General features: G+C 74.6%; 16 protein-coding genes. 4 read left to right on the top strand and 12 right to left on the bottom strand.

Annotation, left to right across the window (positions count from 1 at the left end; translation table 11 throughout):
- Position 1: 1 nt before the first annotated feature.
- On the bottom strand, positions 2-1,861 hold the full coding sequence (locus EV188_RS14005; RefSeq protein ID WP_133826852.1) for an acyl-CoA dehydrogenase: 1,860 nt from the start codon (positions 1,859-1,861) through the stop codon (positions 2-4).
- Positions 1,862-2,012: 151 nt separating this feature from the next.
- Here EV188_RS14005 and EV188_RS14000 point away from each other — a divergent pair, with 151 nt between their 5' ends.
- Positions 2,013-4,454: an FUSC family protein gene (locus EV188_RS14000; RefSeq protein WP_133826851.1), complete on the top strand. Its 2,442-nt coding sequence runs from the start codon at positions 2,013-2,015 to the stop codon at positions 4,452-4,454.
- On the opposite strand, the gene EV188_RS13995 is transcribed toward EV188_RS14000, so the two are convergent.
- The 3 genes from EV188_RS13995 to EV188_RS13985 all read right to left on the bottom strand — a co-directional run bounded on the left by EV188_RS13995 (position 4,397) and on the right by EV188_RS13985 (position 7,146).
- Complete coding sequence (locus EV188_RS13995; RefSeq protein ID WP_166659875.1) at positions 4,397-5,701, bottom strand: D-arabinono-1,4-lactone oxidase; 1,305 nt, start codon at positions 5,699-5,701, stop codon at positions 4,397-4,399. The two genes, EV188_RS14000 and EV188_RS13995, sit on opposite strands and share 58 nt — an antisense overlap.
- A gap of 90 nt (positions 5,702-5,791) precedes the next feature.
- Positions 5,792-6,373 (bottom strand): DoxX family protein, encoded by a 582-nt coding sequence (locus EV188_RS13990; protein WP_133826849.1) that lies wholly within the window; start codon positions 6,371-6,373, stop codon positions 5,792-5,794.
- Positions 6,374-6,582: 209 nt separating this feature from the next.
- Positions 6,583-7,146, bottom strand: coding sequence for a hypothetical protein (locus tag EV188_RS13985; RefSeq protein ID WP_133826848.1), 564 nt, complete (start codon positions 7,144-7,146; stop codon positions 6,583-6,585).
- A 371-nt stretch (positions 7,147-7,517) separates the two neighbouring features.
- Between EV188_RS13985 and EV188_RS13980 the strand changes: the two genes are divergently transcribed.
- Entirely contained in the window at positions 7,518-9,119 is a 1,602-nt protein-coding gene (locus EV188_RS13980; RefSeq protein ID WP_133826847.1) for an SDR family oxidoreductase, read from the top strand.
- 39 nt (positions 9,120-9,158) lie between these two features.
- Here the strand turns inward: EV188_RS13980 and EV188_RS13975 are convergent, their stop codons facing one another.
- Together EV188_RS13975 and EV188_RS13970 are read right to left on the bottom strand one after the other, a co-directional pair.
- Positions 9,159-10,034 carry an aldo/keto reductase gene (locus tag EV188_RS13975; protein WP_133826846.1) on the bottom strand — a complete coding sequence of 292 codons (876 nt, stop codon included), beginning with the start codon at positions 10,032-10,034 and terminating at the stop codon, positions 9,159-9,161.
- Positions 10,035-10,185: 151 nt separating this feature from the next.
- Positions 10,186-11,112 (bottom strand): NAD-dependent epimerase/dehydratase family protein, encoded by a 927-nt coding sequence (locus EV188_RS13970; protein WP_133826845.1) that lies wholly within the window; start codon positions 11,110-11,112, stop codon positions 10,186-10,188.
- A gap of 42 nt (positions 11,113-11,154) precedes the next feature.
- Between EV188_RS13970 and cutA the strand changes: the two genes are divergently transcribed.
- A complete protein-coding gene (gene cutA / locus EV188_RS13965; protein ID WP_133826844.1) occupies positions 11,155-11,502 on the top strand; it encodes a divalent-cation tolerance protein CutA in 348 nt (115 codons plus the stop codon).
- A gap of 11 nt (positions 11,503-11,513) precedes the next feature.
- Positions 11,514-12,722 carry an MFS transporter gene (locus tag EV188_RS13960; protein ID WP_133826843.1) on the top strand — a complete coding sequence of 403 codons (1,209 nt, stop codon included), beginning with the start codon at positions 11,514-11,516 and terminating at the stop codon, positions 12,720-12,722.
- On the opposite strand, the gene dnaB is transcribed toward EV188_RS13960, so the two are convergent.
- From dnaB to EV188_RS13930, 6 genes are all read right to left on the bottom strand, one after another.
- Positions 12,719-14,110 carry a replicative DNA helicase gene (gene dnaB / locus EV188_RS13955; RefSeq protein ID WP_133826842.1) on the bottom strand — a complete coding sequence of 464 codons (1,392 nt, stop codon included), beginning with the start codon at positions 14,108-14,110 and terminating at the stop codon, positions 12,719-12,721. The genes EV188_RS13960 and dnaB overlap by 4 nt on opposite strands.
- A gap of 583 nt (positions 14,111-14,693) precedes the next feature.
- The gene (gene rplI, locus EV188_RS13950) at positions 14,694-15,143 is read right to left on the bottom strand and encodes a 50S ribosomal protein L9 (RefSeq protein WP_133826841.1); all 450 of its coding nucleotides are present in this window, start codon (positions 15,141-15,143) and stop codon (positions 14,694-14,696) included.
- Positions 15,144-15,154: 11 nt separating this feature from the next.
- Positions 15,155-15,391, bottom strand: a complete 237-nt coding sequence (gene rpsR, locus EV188_RS13945) for a 30S ribosomal protein S18 (RefSeq protein ID WP_133826840.1) — start codon at positions 15,389-15,391, stop codon at positions 15,155-15,157.
- 39 nt (positions 15,392-15,430) lie between these two features.
- Complete coding sequence (locus EV188_RS13940) at positions 15,431-15,985, bottom strand: single-stranded DNA-binding protein (protein WP_133826839.1); 555 nt, start codon at positions 15,983-15,985, stop codon at positions 15,431-15,433.
- Positions 15,985-16,311 carry a 30S ribosomal protein S6 gene (gene rpsF / locus EV188_RS13935; protein ID WP_243741680.1) on the bottom strand — a complete coding sequence of 109 codons (327 nt, stop codon included), beginning with the start codon at positions 16,309-16,311 and terminating at the stop codon, positions 15,985-15,987. The genes EV188_RS13940 and rpsF overlap by 1 nt, the downstream gene beginning before the upstream one ends.
- A 159-nt stretch (positions 16,312-16,470) precedes the next feature.
- Positions 16,471-17,442 carry a hypothetical protein gene (locus tag EV188_RS13930; protein WP_133826838.1) on the bottom strand — a complete coding sequence of 324 codons (972 nt, stop codon included), beginning with the start codon at positions 17,440-17,442 and terminating at the stop codon, positions 16,471-16,473.
- Positions 17,443-17,519: the final 77 nt, after the last annotated feature.

Here is a 17,519-nt window from a genome sequence, read left to right as displayed (position 1 = left end):
GTCAGAACGATGCCACGTCCATCTCCATGATCGAGTTCTCGGCGCCCTCGATGATCGCGCGGCGGGACGTGAGCTCGGGCAGGACGTTGCGGGCGAAGAAGCGCGCGACGGCGATCTTGCCCTCGTAGAAGGCCTGGTCGCGGCCGGCGGTCCCGGCGTCGAGCACCTGGCCGGCGACCTCGGCCTGGCGCAGCAGCAGCCACCCGATGAGCATGTCGCCCACGCTCAGCAGGAAGCGGACCGCGTGCTGGCCGACCTTGTAGAGGTTGGTGACCTCCTCCTGCGAGGAGGTCAGGAACCCGACCATCGCCCCCAGCGACGCCTGCACGTCGCCCAGCGCGGTGGCGAGCAGCGCCCGCTCCTCCTTGAGCCGCCCGTTGCCGCCCTCGGCGTCGAGGAACGCCTGGACCTGGCCGGCGACGTGCATGAGCGCCTGGCCGTTGTCCCGGACGATCTTGCGGAAGAAGAAGTCCTGCGCCTGGATCGCCGTGGTGCCCTCGTACAGCGAGTCGATCTTGGCGTCGCGGATGTACTGCTCGAGCGGGTAGTCCTGCAGGTAGCCGGAGCCACCGAGGGTCTGCAGCGCCTGGATGAGCTGCTCCGACGCCCGCTCCGACCCGACGCCCTTGACGATCGGGAGCAGCAGGTCGTTGACCTTCTCGGCGAGGGTGATCTCCTCCTGGGAGACCGCGCCCCGCTCGGCCTCGGGCGCCTCGCCGAAGCGGATGACGTCCTGGTAGGTCGCGGTGAACCCGTACACGGCGCGCAGGCCCTCGGCGTACGCCTTCTGCGTCATGAGGCTGCGGCGCACGTCGGGGTGCTGGGTGATCGGGACGCGCGGGGCGGTCTTGTCGGTCTGCTTGGTGAGGTCGGCGCCCTGGATGCGCTCCTTGGCGTACTCGAGCGCGCGCAGGTAGCCCGTCGACAGGGTGCCGATGGCCTTGGTGCCGACCATCATCCGCGCGTACTCGATGACCTGGAACATCTGCGCGATGCCGTCGTGCACCTCGCCGAGCAGCCAGCCGATCGCGGGCGTGCCGGTGGCGCCGAGCGTCAGCTCGCAGGTGGCCGAGGCGTTGAGGCCCATCTTGTGCTCGACGTTGGTGACGTACGCGCCGTTGCGCTCGCCCGGCTCGCCGGTGGTGTCGTCGAAGTGGAACTTCGGGACGAGGAACAGCGAGAGGCCCTTGGTGCCCGCCTTCGCGCCCTCGGGGCGGGCGAGCACCAGGTGCATGATGTTCTCGTGGAGGTCGCCCGAGTCGCCTGAGGTGATGAAGCGCTTGACGCCCTCGATCGACCAGGTGCCGTCGCCGTTGTCGCGGGCCTTGGTGCGCCCGGCGCCCACGTCGGAGCCCGCGTCCGGCTCGGTGAGCACCATCGTGGCGCCCCAGCCGCGGTCGACCATGATCTGCGCCCAGCGCTTCTGCTGCTCGGTCCCGTTGCGGTAGACGACCGACGCGAAGTTCGGGCCCGCCATGTACATGAACACCGGGGCGTTCGCGCCGAGGATCATCTCGCCGGCCGACCACTGCACCGAGGGCGGGACGCCCATGCCGCCGATGGCGTTGTCGGCCGAGAGCCGCCACCACTCGCCGTCCCACAGCGCGCGGTAGGACTTCTTGATGCCCTCGTCGAGGTGGGCGGTGTTGGTCGCCGGGTCGAAGCGGACGGGGTTGCGGTCGCCCGACTCGTAGGAGTCGGCGAGCGGCCCCTCGGCCATCGACGCGACCTCGCCCAGCAGGGCCCGCGCGGTCTCCTCGTCGGCGTCGGCGAAGGGCCCGGAGCCGAACCGGTCCTGGACGCGGAAGACCTCGAAGAGGTTGAACTCGATGTCGCGGACGTTCGCCCGGTAGTGGCCCATCCCGCCTCGCTCCTCGTGGTGTCGGCCAGCGTTCTTCTACCGACCGGTAACCAGAGCCTATTACCCGCAGGTAACCCTGTCGAGGACGGTCCGGACACGTTCGCTCGTGCGAGACTCCGCGGACCAGGTGACCTCGACGGGGGAGGGGACGGTGAGGGGGCGGCGATCCGGGAGGTCCCTCGATCTCCGCACGTGGCTCGCCGGCATCGACCCCGGTCTGACGCGCCTGCGCCTCGCCTCGATCGCGGTCGCCGCGATGGTCCTCGCGGTCGGGGTCGTGGCGGTCGGACGCGCGCTGCTGGCCCCCGCCGAGCCCGTCACCGTCCTGCTGTTCGCGGGCGTGCTGGCGATGGTCTCGAACCTCGCGGTCAACGAGCCCGACCTGCCCCGGCGGCGGGTCACCACCGCGCTGATGATCCTGCCCGCGGCGGCCAGCACCGTGGCCGGTGCCTTCGTCGCGCCCTACCGCATCCCGGCGGCCGCGGCGTTCGTCGCGGTGATGGTCCTCGCGGTGTGGGTGCGCCGCTACGGCCCGCGCGGGTTCGCGCTCGGCATGGCGGGCTTCATGCCCTTCTTCTTCACCCAGTTCCTGCGCGTCGCGCCCGCACAGGTGCCGTGGCTGCTCCTGGCCATGGTGGTCGGGATCGCCTCGACCCTGCTGCTGCGCGGCGTCGTGTTCGCCGAGCGCCCCGCCCGCACACTGCGCCGGATGGTCACCGCGTTCCGGGCGCGGGCCTTCGCGCTGGTCGGGGCCACCGACGCCGTGCTCGCCGACGTCGGCCAGAGCAGGCTGGACGAGCGCGGGCCGGACGAGCGCGACCTCGAGGCGCTGCGCCGCGCCCGCGCGCGCCTGCAGGAGGTGTCGCTGCTCGTCGAGGACACCCTCGAGCAGACCACCGCCGGGCGCGTCTGGCCCGGGCTCGAGGACGACACGCTCGCCCTGCGCGTCGCCGACGCCGAGCTCGCCCTCGAGCGGCTCTCCGTCGTCGCGCGCCGGCTGGCCCTGCCGCAGCGGGACGACGCGCAGGAGCCGATCGACGCGGTCGTCGTCGCCGCGCTGCGCACCGGGCTGCGGCACCTGCAGACGGCGCTGACCGCCGGCCAGGGGCACCTGGCCATCCTCGAGGCCGCCAACGACGCCCGCGCGGCGGTCGCCGGGCTCGTCGCGGACACCCGGCCCGGGCGCGAGCGGGTGCAGCGCACGGCGTTCGCCGTGCGCCGCGTCGCCGACGCGATCCACCACGCCCAGGTCGACGCCCCGTCACGGCGTCCCGACGGCGGGGCCCCGGGCGCCGGCGCACCCCTGCGGCCCCCGCCCCCGCCCGCCGGGGGCGGCCCGGCCCCGGACGCGCTGGCCGGGCGCTCCCGGCCCGAGGACATGCCCCAGGAGCTGCCGCAGGACGACCGACCGGGTCCCGCGTCGGAACGCCCCGAGGACGACGACGTCCGGCGCGAGAAGGAGCCCGCGCCGGAGCCCTCGCCCGGCGGGATCGCGCTGTCGACGCGGCAGGCCGTGCAGGTCGGGGTCGCGGCGACGCTCGCGATCGTCGTGGGCGAGTCGATCGCGCCGTCGCGCTGGTACTGGGCCGTCATCACCGCGTTCGTGGTGTTCGCCGGCACCAACAGCCGCGGCGATCTGCTCTCCCGCGGCTGGGGGCGGGTGCTCGGGACGGTCGGCGGCGTCGTCGCCGGGATGGGGCTCGCGGCCCTCGTCGGCGGCAACACGGTGCTCTCGCTCCTGCTGCTGTTCGTCTGCGTCTTCCTCGCGCTCTACCTGGTGCGGGTGTCGCCCTCGATGCTCGCCTTCTGGATCACGGCCGTGCTCGCGCTGGTCTACGGCCTCATCGGGCAGTTCAGCGTCCAGGTGCTGGTGCTGCGGATCGAGGAGACCGCGATCGGGGCGGTGGCCGCGGTCGTGGCCGCGTTCCTCGTGCTCCCGCGCGGTACCCGGGCGGCGTTCGGTGACGCCGTCGGCGAGGTCGTCGACGCCATGGACCGGGTGCTGGCCGAGGCCACCGACCGGCTGGTGGGACGCCGGTCCGCGGCGCCGGCCCGGGAGGGCGTGCGGGCCATGGACGACGCGCTGGCCACCCTGCGGCTGCGCGCCCAGACCCTCGCCGCGCCCTTCGCCCGTCGCCGGGCCCGGTCGAGCTACCAGCGCGGGCTGCGGGTGCTCGTCGTGTGCGACGTCTACGCGCGCTCGCTGGCCCGCACCGCCGACCACGTCGCCGACCCGTCCTGGGCGGCGACGCTGGACCCGGCGGCCGCGCAGGTGCGGGCGAACCTCGACGGGCTGCGCGACGTCCTCGTCCGCGGCCGGCGGGCCTCCGACGGCGGGCAGGTCGAGGCGCGCTCCGCCGAGCGGCTTGTCGACGCCGCCGAGGAGCACGCGGCGCGCACCGACGACCCGCACCGGCGCGCGACGATGCTCACCGCCGCCCGGCTGCTGCGCCGCATCGACCAGGCCGTGGTCGGGCTCGCCGTCGACCTCGGGGCCGCGGAGGACCCGGACGAGGACGACGCCGACGGGGACGGTCAGTCGCCGAGCACCGCGTCCAGCGCAGGCGTGGCGAACACCCGGTCGGGGTCGTAGTCGTCGCGGACCCGCCGGAAGTCGGGCAGGCGGGGGTAGGACGCGGCGGTGTCCGCGGCGGTCCAGTCGGAGCGTGACGCCCAGTGCGGGCGGCCGCCGTGGTCGCGCAGCACCCGCCAGGCGCGTTCGAGGACGGGGGCGTGGTCGGTGCCGCGCGGGACGCGGACGGCCACCCAGCCCGTCGGGCGGTCGTGGGCGGGGTGCAGCCAGCCCGTCTCGGGGGGCCCGACCCGCAGGCGCACGGGGAGCCCGACCTCGAGGTGGTCGTCGGCGAGGGCGGCGAGCAGCTCGCGGGTCCCGGCGGCCATCGCGGCGCGGGGCAGCGCCCACTCGGTCTGCTCGAAGCGGACCGCGGGCGGGCTGGAGAGCACCCGGTGCATCGGCCCGGTCGCCGTGACGGTGCGGGCGAGCCGGGAGACCGCGCGGTTGAAGCGGGGCACGAGGCGGGGCAGGGCGCGCTCGACGAGCGTGGCCCCGCCGAGCGCGGTCCGCCCGGTGGCCCCGGCGACGGTGACGCCGACGGTGCGCTCGGGCTCGTCCTCGTCGTCCTCGCCGTCGTCGTCCTCGGCGTGGTCCGGGCGGGGCTCGAGCCAGCGGGTGAGCGCCGTGCTCGCCGACGGGAACACGGCGGCCTCGACCACCGGGTGGGCGGTCCAGAAGTCCTCGTCGAGCACCTCCTCCACCGGCCGGGGCTCGCGGGTGACCCGCACGCGGCCGGCGGGCACGACGGCGAGCTCGGCCTCGAGCACCACGCCGAGGGCGCCGAGCGAGGTGCGGGCGGCGTCGAGGTCGGCGGCGGCGACGTCGCGGAGGCGCCCCCGACCGTCGACCAGGCGCAGGCCCACGACCGCCGCGGACAGCGAGCCGACGGCGGGCCCGCTGCCGTGCATGCCGACGGCCAGCGCGCCGCCGACGGTCGGGGCGGCGAGCTCGAGCGGCGCGGCGAGGGCGAGGCCGCGGTCGGCGAGCTCGTCGTGGAGGCGGGCGAGCGTGGTCCCGGCGCGGACGCGCACCGTGGGACCGCTGGGGCGACCGCCGATGCCGGTGATGCCGCTGAACGCGGAGAGGTCGACGTGCACGCCGTCGGTGACGGCGATCGCGCTGAAGGAGTGCCCGGACCCGACCGGCCGGACGGCCTGGCCGCGCTCGGCGGCGCGGCGCACCACGGCGGAGACGCCGCTGTCGTCGAGCGGGCGCACCGTCGCCGTCGGCCGGCACTCCTGGCCGCCGGACCAGTTCGTCCACACGGCCGACACCCTAGGGGCTCGCACCGTCGAGGGAGCGCGCCAGACCGGTCCCGGGGGCCGCCACCCGTGGGCGGCGACCCCCGGCCTTGGTCAGGACGCGAGCGAGCCGATCGCGACGTCGACGCCGTCGACGACGTTGCGGCGGACCTTGTCACCGGCCTCGCGGAGCTTGTCGCCCGCGTCGTCGGAGTGGCCGGTGAGCTCGCCGGTGAACTCGCTGGTGCGCTTCGCGACCTTGCGGGCGGCGCGACGGCCCCGCCAGCCCAGCGACGGCTTCCCGTGCGTGTCCACCGAGGCCAGGATCAGGCCGCCGAGGATGCTGACGTTCTTGAGGAACTGCTGCTGGTCGGCCTGCTTCTCCGCCGGGTCCGACTTCTCCCAGAACGGGTGCCCCGCCACCGTGGTCGGCACGAGGGTCGCGGCGAGCGCCAGCGACGCCACCCGCGGGAACTTGTTGATCGCCAGGAGCGACCCGGCCGCGATCTTCACGCCGGCGTCGATCTTGACGAGCTGGTGGGGCTCGGACGGGACCTGCTCGGGCAGGCTCGGCGCGGCCTTCTCCAGCAGCGGCGTGGCCTTCTGGATGCGCGGTTCGGGGTTGAGCAGGGTGTCGACCCCGCCCTTGATGAAGATGGCGGCCAGCATGGGCCGGGCGAGACGACGGACGATCACGGAAGCGACCTCCACGGGGCGCGAGGGACGGCTCGGGTGCGGCGCCGGGACGGGCTCGCGTGAGGCCCGACGGGGCCGCCCACGGGCCGCCAGGGGCGGCAGCATAGCCCCGCACCGACCCGGCCCGAGCCGGTCGCCCGGCCCGCGCCCGCCCGGAGCGCCCGGCCGCCCCGGCGGGGCGACCGGACAATCGGTACCCGCCCGCGGCGTCAGCGACGCAGGGCGTGCCGCCCGCCGCGGATCTCCTCGCGCCAGGCGTGCCGCCCGCCGTCGCCGCGCGCCTCGTCGGCCCGGGGGCGACGGCGGCGCTCGGCACGGCGACGGAGCTCGTCCTCGGGGGACTCGTCGAGGCCGGCGGCGTCCGACACGTCGGCCCGTCCACGCAGCGCAGCGGAGCTGGACCCGTCGGCCCGTCCACGCAGCGCAGCGGAGCTGGACCCATCCACCGCCGGCGGCGGCACGGTCGGGACCTCGGAGAGCCCGGAGCGCCGCGGCCCGGACGCGTCCTGCACCGGCAGCGGCCCGGAGCCGGGGTGCGGCTCGGGCACGGCGAGCGCATCCCGGTCGCGGTAGGCGCGCCGCGGCCGCGTCCGGTCCTCGGTCAGCTCGTGGAAGATCGGCGTCGGCTCCGAGCCGGGGTTCCCGAGGCTCGCCAGGGCCCGGTCGCCGCCGCGCCGCACCGTCCGGCCCTCGCCCTCCCGGGCCGGCTCACCACGCCGCAGCGCCCCGATCCCGGCGCCGGGGCGCTCGAGCGGCGACGGCTCGTCCCACACCCACGTGCCGTACGCGTCCAGTCGCCACCCACCGGCCCCGGAACGCGCTTCCCCGGATCCCATGTCGTCCCGCCACACCCACACGATCTCTCGACCTCCCCGACAGCTGATCGTTCGGCCCGTTCCTCGCCGCACCGCCGAACGGCGCAACGACATCGAGCGTCTGGCCCCACCAACGGCAGCCGGGGCGCGGAGACTGAGGGGCGGATCCGCGGCGATTCCCGGCGACACGGCCTTTCGCCCGCGACACGCCGACGGATCCCTCGTCTGTGTGTCACCCCGATAGCGGCATCGGGGTTTCAGGTCGGGCCGCAGCGGGTCCTGCACAGATCGACACTGCGCCGCGGCGCGCCAGGCACGACGATCGCCTCGTGCGATGCGTGGTCACCGGGGCGACCGGATACATCGGCGGGCGACTGGCCCCGCGACTGGCGGCGGAGGGGCACGACGTCCGCTGCGTGGTGCGCAACCCCGACAAGGTGCGCGACGTCCCGTGGGCCCAGCAGGTCGAGATCGTGCGCGGCGACGTGCTCGACGAGGAGTCGATGCGGCGCGCCTGCGCGGGCGCCGACGTCCTGTACTACCTCGTGCACTCGCTGTCCGAGAAGGGCTTCGCGGCCGTCGACCGCCAGGCCGCGATGATCAGCGCGCAGGCCGCCCGCGAGGCCGGCGTGTCGCGGATCGTCTACCTCGGCGGCATGCACCCCGACGGCGTCGAGCTCTCCGAGCACCTCGCCTCGCGCGCCGAGGTCGGCGAGATCTTCCTGCGCTCCGGCGTCCCCACGGTCGTCCTGCAGGCCGCGGTGATCCTCGGGTCGGGGTCGGCGAGCTTCGAGATGCTGCGCTACCTCACCGAGCGGCTGCCGGTGATGCTCACGCCGTCCTGGGTGCACCACCGCGTGCAGCCCATCGCGATCCGCGACGTCCTGCACTACCTGGTGCGCGTGGTGACCCTGCCCCACGAGGTCAACCGCACGTTCGACATCGGCGGGCCGGACGTCCTGACCTACCTGCAGATGATGGAGGGCTTCGCCGAGGTCGCCGACCTGCCGCGGCGCGCGATGCTGCCGGTGCCGGTGCTGACGCCGCGGCTGTCGTCGCACTGGGTCAACCTCGTGACCCCGGTACCGCGCTCGACCGCCGTGCCGCTCATCGACTCGCTGGTGCACGAGGTCGTCGCCGGCGAGCACGACATCGACACCTTCGTCCCGCAGCCCGAGGGCGGGCTCACGAGCTTCCGGCGCGCCGTGTCGCTCGCCCTGGCGCGGATCGGCTCCGGGCAGGTGGAGACACGCTGGTCCGGCGCCAACGCGAGCTACGCGCCGTCGGACCCGCTGCCCTCGGACCCCGAGTGGGCGGGCGGCACCGTCTACACCGACGTCCGCGAGCGCCCGTCCACCGCGTCGGCGGACAACGTCTGGCACATCGTCACGGGGATCGGCGGCGAGCGCGGCTGGTACTCGTTCCCGCTGGGCTGGTGGGCGCGCGGGGTGCTCGACCGCCTCTTCGGCGGCGTCGGTCTGCGCCGCGGGCGCCGGGACGCCGACTCGCTCAAGGTGGGCGACGCCCTGGACTGGTGGCGGGTCGAGGAGTGCCTCGACGACACGAGCGACCACCGCGACGCCGCCGACCTCGCCCCCGGCGAGCGCCTGCTGCGCCTGCGCGCCGAGATGAAGGCCCCGGGCCTCGCGTGGCTGGAGCTGCGCGTCGCGCCGACCGCGCAGGGCTCGCTCTACCGGCAGCGGGCGATCTTCTTCCCGCACGGGCTCGCCGGGCACGCCTACTGGCGCGTCATCGCCCCGTTCCACGTCCTGGTGTTCGGCGGCATGGAGCGGCGCATCGTCGCGGCCGCCGAACGGGCCGAGCGCGGCGAGGACCCGGACCCGCCGACCGGGCTCGTCGCCCGGCTCAAGGACCGCCGCGCCCGCCGGGACGCCGAGCGCGCGCGTCCCGCGGTGCGCACCGGGACCTGACGTCGTGGACGGGGCCCGCGGGCCCCGCCCACGAGCGGGTCAGGCCGCGGCGTCCAGGGTGGCCACGGTCTCGCGGTCGAGGTCCAGCGACGCGGCGCCGCAGTTCTCCTCGAGGTGCTCGAGCGAGCTGGTGCCCGGGATCGGGAGCATCACCGAGCTGCGCTGCAGCAGCCACGCGAGGGCCACCTGGGCCGGCGTCGCGCCGAACTTCTCGGCGGCGCGCTCGGCGGCGTTGCCGGGCTCGGCGAGCTTGCCCGCGTCGGCGGGGGCCCACGGGATGAACCCGATGCCGTGCTCGGTGCAGTGGCGCAGGACGTCGTCGGACGACCGGTCCACCAGGTTGTAGCGGTTCTGCACCGACGCGACGTCGACGATCTTCCCGGCGGCCTCGATGTCGGCCACCGAGACCTGGCTCAGCCCGACCTCGCGCACCTTGCCCTCGCGCTGCAGGTCGGCGAGCAGACCGAACTGCTCGTCGGCGGCGACGTGCGGGTCGATGCGGTGGAGCTGGAAGAGGTCGATGGTCTCCACGCCGAGGCGGCGCAGGCTCATCTCGGCCTCCTGGCGCAGGTAGTCCGGGCGCCCGCAGGGGATCCACTTGTTCGGGCCCGTGCGCAGCAGCCCGGCCTTCGTCGCGACGGTCACGCCGCGGTACGGGTAGAGCGCGTCGCGGACGAGCTCCTCGCTGACGTACGGCCCGTACGAGTCCGCGGTGTCGATGAAGTCGACACCGAGGTCGACCGCCCGCCGCAGCACGGCGAGGGCGTTGTCCGGGTCCTTCGGCGGGCCCCAGATCCCCTCGCCCGTCAGGCGCATCGCGCCGTACCCCAGGCGACGGACCGTCAGGTCCCCACCCAGCGTGAACCGTCCCGAGGCGGCCACGATGCCGCCCCCGTTCTCGCTGTCGTCGGTCATCTGCTCACTCTCTCCCGGCCGTGTCAGGTTCAGCCGTGGGATCCAGACTGGCATCCCCGGCCGACCAGCGACGGCGGGCGTGTCCGATCTCCCACCGGACCCTCCCCTACGTGCCCGAACGGCTGACGTCCGGGTGCTCGTCCGGGACCGCTCAGGCCATCCAGCGCGCCGTGAGCGCGAGCCCCTCGGTGATGCCGCGCGGTGCCGCGCCCAGCGCCCGGGCGCCCTCGTCGCGGACCCGGTAGCCACCGAGGTGGCCGTAGACCACCGACCGGTCGGCGAACGGCGGCGCGTCGGGGGGCAGCTCGCTGCCCTGCGGCAGGGCCCGCACCCGGTGGGGGCTGCCGGCGAACCCGCAGTAGGTGTCCAGGACCTCCGGGAACGACGCGACCTCCCCGCACAGCACGTAGCGCCGGCCGACCTCGCCGTCGGTGTACGCCAGGAGCTGGCCCGCCGCCACGTCCTCGGCGAGCGTCCAGCCGACGCGCGTGTCGACGATGCCGTCGACCTCGCCGCGCGCCGCCGCCGCGAACAGCTGGTTGTAGCTCAGCGGCCCGCGCGGCGAGGGTCCGTACACGTTGACGACGGTCGCGACGACGGCGTCCAGCCCGTCCGCGGCGACGGCGTCCATCACGACCGCCTCCGCCTCGGCCTTGGTCGTCGAGTACGTGTCGGTGAGCGCGGTGCCGCCGGCGGCGTCCTCGGCGATGACGCAGCCGGGCCCGTCGGGATCGGGGACGCAGACCGCGGCGCTGGTCGAGGTGTGGACGAGCCGGCGGACCCCGGCGCGGCGGACCGCCTCCACGACCCGCCGGGTGCCACCGACGTTCAGCTCGCGCGCCTCCGGGCCGGGCACGCCCACGGCGGCGGCGAGGTGGAAGACGCCCTCGCAGCCGTCCATCGCCCGGGCCAGCGAGTCGGCGTCGGCGAGGTCGGCGGCCACCCGCTCGACCCCCGCGGGCAGGACGTCGGCCCGGGACGGGTCGCGGACCACCGCGCGCACCGCGTGCCCCCGCTCGTGGAGGTACGCGGCGACCGCCGACCCGACGAACCCCGTGGCGCCCGTGACGAGGAGCATCGGCGCATCGTGGCACGGACCGACGACCCGGGAGATGAGCTGATGACCTCCGACCCGACCGCGCGTGTCGTCCTGACCACCACCGACTCCGCCGACGAGGCCGAGCGCCTCGCCCGCGTGCTCGTCGACGCGCACCTCGCGGCGTGCGTGCAGATCAGCGGGCCGGTGCGCAGCGTGTTCCGGTGGGAGGGCGCGGTGTCGGTGGAGCCGGAGTGGCAGCTCTGGCTCAAGACCGACGCCGCGCGCGTCGACGACCTCACCGCGCGCCTCGTCGCCGAGCACGGCTACGACGTGCCCGAGGTGCTCGTGCTGCCGGTCGTCGGCGGGCACGGGCCGTACCTGGCGTGGGTGACGGACGAGACGAAGCGCGAGGACACTCAAGACCGTTAGCCTCGGCAATGATGTCGACGTCGGTGGAGCTCGCGGAGCCGGCGGCCCTGCGCCGCGGGCAGCCCGGCTTCCGTCCCGTGTCGGTCGGGCTCTTCTTCGCGGGCTTCACGACGTTCGCGCTGCTCTACGCCACGCAGCCGCTGCTCCCGGCGCTCGTCTCCGCGTACGCCATCACCCCGGGCACCGCATCGCTGTCGATCTCGGTGACCACCGCCGCGCTCGCCGTCGGCGTCATCCCCGCCAGCGCGCTCTCGGAGCGCTGGGGCCGCCGGCCGGTGATGGTCGGCTCGCTGGCGGCGGCCGTCGTGTTCGGTCTGGCCGCGGCGCTCGCCCCCGGCTTCGGGATGCTGCTGGTGCTGCGCGGGCTCGAGGGCCTCGCGCTCGCCGGGCTCCCTGCGGTCGGGATGGCCTACCTCGCCGACGAGATCCACGGTGCGCACCTCGGCGGCGCGATGGGCCTCTACGTCGCCGGCAACTCCGTGGGCGGGTTCGGCGGCCGGATCGTGGTCAGCGCGCTCGCCGAGCTCACCGGCTCGTGGCGCTGGGCGCTCGGCGGGATCGCCCTGCTCTCCGGCGCCTGCCTCGTGGTGTTCGCGCTGGTCCTGCCCGCGTCCCGGCGCTTCCGGCTCGCGCCGGTCTCGGCCCGGGAGCTGCTCGGAGCGGCCCGCGCGCACCTCGCCGACCCCGTGATGCGCCGCCTCTACGCCGTCGGACTGCTCGTCATGGGCGTGTTCGTCTGCGCCTACAACTACGTGACGTTCCTGCTGCTCGGCCCGCCGTTCCGCCTGCCCGCGCTGGTGGTCGGGTTCGTGTTCGTGCTCTACGCGGTCGGCACCGCCACCTCGACCCGCGCCGGACGCCTCGCCGACCGCCTGGGCGCCCGCCCCGTCCTCCTCGGCGCCGCCGGGGTGGGCGTCGTCGGCGCCGTGGCGATGCTGACGCCGTGGGTGGGCGTCGTCGTCGCCGGCCTGGGCCTCATCACCGTCGGCTTCTTCGCCGCCCACACGGTGGCCAGCGCGTGGGTGGGGCGGCGCGCCGAGCACGGCCGCGCCGTCGCGTCCGGGCTGTACCTGGGCTTCTACTACGTCGGCTCGTCGGTGGGCGGCACCCTCGGCGGCGTCGCCTTCGGCCTCGCGGGCTGGCCCGCGACCGTCGGCTTCATGGTGGTGCTGCTGGTGCTCGCGGCCGCCGTGGCACGCCCGCTGCGCGCCCGCGCCTAGCCCCGGGCGATGTCGCTGAACCGGCTGTAGTGCAGCTGGTGGGCCACCGTGATGGTCGCGGTGGGACCGTTGCGGTGCTTGGCGAGGATGAGGTCGGCCTCGCCGGCGCGGGGGTCGTCGCGCTCGAAGGCGTCGGGGCGGCTGATGAGCATGACCATGTCGGCGTCCTGCTCCAGCGACCCGGACTCGCGGAGGTCGGAGAGCATCGGCTTCTTGTCGGTGCGCTGCTCGGGACCACGGTTGAGCTGGCTGATCGCGACCAGCGGGACCTCGAGCTCCTTGGCCAGCAGCTTGAGCTGGCGGGAGAACTCCGAGACCTCCTGCTGGCGGGACTCGACCTTCTTGCCCGAGGTCATCAGCTGCATGTAGTCGAGGATGATCAGCTTGAGGTCGTGGCGCTGCTTGAGACGCCGCGCCTTCGCCCGGATCTCCATGATCGTCATGTTGGGCGAGTCGTCGATGAACATCGGCGCCTCGCTGATCTCGCTCATCCGCCGCGCGAGCCGCGTCCAGTCGTCGTCGGTCATCGTGCCGGCACGCATGTCGGCGAGGCGGATCTTCGCCTCGGCCGACAGCAGGCGCATGACGATCTCGGTGCGGCTCATCTCCAGGGAGAAGAACGCCGAGGTCAGGCCGTGCTTCACACTTGCTGACCTGGCAAAATCCATCCCCAGGGTCGATTTCCCGATACCGGGACGGGCCGCAACGATGATCATCTGGCCGGCGTGCAGGCCGTTGGTGACGTCGTCGAGGTCGGTGAAGCCCGTGGGCACGCCGAAGGACACGCCGCCGCGCGAGGCGATGGCGTCGATCTCGTCCATCGTCGGCTGCAGGACGTCCTCGAGGGCGACGTAGTCCTCGGTGACGCGCCGGTCGGTGACCTCGTAGACCGCGGCCTGCGCCCGGTCGACGATGTCGTCGGTGTCGGAGCCCTCGGCGCCGTGGTAGCCGAGCTGGACGATGCGCGTGCCCGCCTCGACCAGGCGCCGCAGGATCGCGCGGTCGGCCACGATCTCGGCGTAGTAGCCGGCGTTGGCGGCCGTGGGCACCGTCGCGATGAGCGTGTGCAGGTACGGGGCGCCGCCGACGCGCAGCAGCTCGCCGCGCTTCTCGAGCTCGGCCGAGACCGTCACCGGGTCGGCGGGCTCGCCACGGCCGTAGAGGTCGAGCACGCACTCGTAGACCGTCTGGTGGGCCGGGCGGTAGAAGTCGTCGGGCTTGAGCATCTCGATGACGTCGGCGATCGCGTCCTTCGAGAGCAGGATCGCGCCCAGCACCGACTGCTCGGCCGGGAGGTCCTGCGGCGGCTGCCGGTCGAACTCCGGCGGAGCGGCCCCCGGCCGCTCCGGACCCCGTCCGGACGTCCCCCGATCGTCCAGCACCGCCACGTCGGCCACTCTCCCTCCGCTCGCCCGCAGACGGGCACGTCGGATTCCCGTGCCCGTCGAACACCCGTTCTAGCAGCGCCCACCGACAGCCCGGCGGGACCGGCCCGCCCGAGACGTCCCGGGGGGCGCCGACCGCCGCCGTCGCGACCGCGTCGACGGCACGTTAGGTCCCCGACGACCGCCGTTCCAGCGGCCCCTGGGGATGCCCTGGGGACAACCCGGGGATCGGTCCACCGAGCACACCTCCGCGGTGGGCACACACCTGGGGACAACCTGTTGGCAACCACCCTTGTGGGTGCATCGCCGCAGCTCAGCGCCGTGTGGGCGTTGTGGACAACAAGTGGATGAAGGACTGCTCGGCGCGTCGCGCGGGGGCGTGTCGTCGGCGTGTTCGTCCGCGTGCGGGGCGTGGCGAGCCGAGCGGCGGCCCGGCCTCGCCGGGCGGTGCGACGACGATCGGGGACACCCGCGCGCCACCTCGCCGACACCCGGGCCGCACGGTCCGGCCCCGGACACACGTCGGGCCCGGACCGCGTGGTGCGGTCCGGGCCCGAGGTGGGTCGTGCCGGTGACGGTGCGGTGCTCAGCCGCCCTGGACGTCCAGGGGCAGCGCGACCGCGACGTCCGGGTGCAGCCGCACGGTGACCTGGTGGTCGCCCGTGGACTTGATGTGCCCCGTGATGTCGACGAACCGCTTGTCGAGGTTCGGGCCGCCCTGCGAGCGGACCGCGGCCACGACGTCGGCCGGGGTGATCGAGCCGAACAGGCGCCCGCCCTGGCCGGCCTTGCCGGTGACCGTGACGGTGCCGAGGCCCTGGATCTGCCCGGCGACCTCCTTGGCGTGGTCGAGGTCGCGGATCCGCTTGCCCTCCTGGGTGCGGCGGATCGTCTCGACCTGCTTCTGCGCGCCGCGGCTGGCGACGATGGCCAGCCCGCGGGGCAGCAGGAAGTTGCGGCCGTAGCCGTCCTTGACCTCGACGTTGTCGCCGGGGCCCCCGAGGTTGGGGACGTCGGCGGTGAGGATGAGCTTCATGTCGTCCTCCCTCAGCGCGCCGTCGAGGTGTAGGGCAGGAGGGCCATCTCGCGCGAGTTCTTCACGGCGACGGCCACGTCGCGCTGGTGCTGCGAGCAGTTGCCCGAGACCCGGCGCGCACGGATCTTCCCGCGGTCGGAGATGTACTTCCGCAGGAGGTTCGTGTCCTTGTAGTCGATCAGCTGGTTCTTGTCCTTGCAGAAGGTGCAGACCTTCTTCTTGGGCTTGCGCACCGGCGGCTTCGCCATGGTGTTTCTTCTCCTGAGCAGAACTGGGATGAGTGAGATCTAGAACGGGGGCTCGTCGTCGTAGCCGCCGCCACCGCCGCCGCCCCCCGAGGAGCCCGCGGCCGGGGCCGACGCCCACGGGTCGTCCGACCCGCCGTAGCCGCCGCCACCACCGGAGCCTCCGGAGCCGCCGCCGTAGCCGCCGCCACCGTTGCCGCCGCCACCGCCGTAGCCGCCGCCACCGCCGCCCCGGGAGGCCTTGGTGACCGACGCCGTGGCGTAGCGCAGCGAGGGGCCGATCTCGTCGACCTCGAGCTCGATGACGGTGCGCTTCTCGCCCTCACGGGTCTCGAACGACCGCTGCTTGAGGCGGCCCTGCACGATCACGCGCGCGCCGCGGGTGAGCGTCTCGGCGACGTTCTCCGCGGCCTGGCGCCAGATGTTGCAGCGCAGGAACAGCGCCTCGCCGTCCTTCCACTCGCCGCTCTGGCGGTCGAAGGTGCGCGGCGTCGACGCGACCGTGAAATTGGCGACGGCGGCACCCGACGGCGTGAACCGCAGCTCCGGGTCGGCGGTGAGGTTGCCGACCACGGTGATGACCGTGTCGCCGGCCATCAGTTCGCCTTGCCCCGGCGCCCGGCGAAGGCGGGGTCGCGGCGCATGACCTTGGTGCGGAGCACGGACTCGTTCAGCGCGAGCTGGCGGTCCATCTCCTTCACGGTCGCGGGCTCACAGTTGATGTCGAGGACGGCGTAGATGCCCTCGGCGTTCTTCTCGATCTCGTAGGAGAGACGGCGACGTCCCCAGACCTCGACGTTCTCCACGGTGCCGCCGTCGTTGCGGACGACGTTGAGGAACGTCTCGAGGGACGGAGCGACGGTCCGCTCGTCGAGGGCCGGATCGAGGATCACGACCAGTTCATAATGGCGCACGAGGACCACTCACCTCCTGTGGGCTCAGCGGCCACGGACGATCCGTGGCAGGAGGGGTCTTCAGCGACTCAGGTTATCAATCGCCGACCGCGTGCCGCCGAGGCCCCTACCAGGTCCGACGCAGCAGCGCGGCCCACGGTTCCGTGCGGGACCGTGCGGGTTCCGGCCTCAGGCCGGGACGGGCGTCCGCGGAGCCGCGGTGGTGGCGTCCTCGCCGGCGTCCTCGTCCTCGACGTCGTCGAGGTCCTCGAGCTCGGCCTCGGCGGCCTCCTCGGACTCCTCGGCCTCCACGGCCGGCTCGTCGGTCACCGGCGCGGCCGGGGCCACGGACGACGCCGCCACCGGGGCCTTGCCGAGCACGATCCGGCGGACGGTGAACGCCGCGACACCGGAGAGCGCCAGGACCGCGATGAGCGCGGGCACGCCCACGCCGCCGTCGGTCAGCCCGTCGACGGGCAGGGCCTGGACCTGGCTCGCGGTGGTGACGGCACTGGCGGCGTCGTAGCCGAGGTAGGCGGGCGCGCCGGCACGCAGGCCGGGGAACGCCGAGCCGAGCAGCATCTTCGGGTCGTAGGTCGCGAGGCCCGGAGCCGGGCCGGTGGCCGACTTGAGGAACGACGACGGGAGCGTGCCGAACGCCGGCGCGAACGCGGGCGCGGCGGCCGCGGCCTGCTGCGGGGTGAACGTCGGCACCGCGGCGGCCGGCGGCACGACGGCGGCCTGCGAGCGCGGGGTCGTCGCACGCGACTGCGGGGTCGGGTCGAGCACGGCGCCGGTGCCCCGGCTGAGCTGGTCGGTGGCCGGGCGCAGCGGCGGGGCCGCCTGGGCGACCCCGGCGGCGACCGGCTCGACGACCTGGACCTGCACGCGGCAGAGCAGCCCGCCGATCCCGCCGACGACCTGGCTGATCGGGTCCATCCCGGTGCGCGCCGTGCGCTCGAACGGCAGACCCAGCTCCGGGATCACCTTGATCGTCTGGCCCGGCTCGGCGCGCACGGTCTGCCCGCAGCGGGCCTCGACGACGTCGTCACCGGCGCTCGGGGCCGCCAGCGCGGAGCCGGCACCGAGGAGCAGCGAGCCCGTCACCAGTCCGCCCGCGAGGACGGCGGTCAGCAGGCGGCGGGGAGCACGCAGCGCCATGTGGGGGACCTTTCTCCGAACTGCCCGGGGAATGCCGGAACGACCCCGCGGGGGAGCGGGCCGACCGGCGGCACGTG

Source organism: Actinomycetospora succinea, from assembly GCF_004363095.1.
In the GTDB taxonomy this organism is placed as follows: Bacteria; Actinomycetota; Actinomycetes; order Mycobacteriales; family Pseudonocardiaceae; genus Actinomycetospora; species Actinomycetospora succinea.
This window is presented reverse-complemented; position numbering and strand designations above follow the sequence as displayed.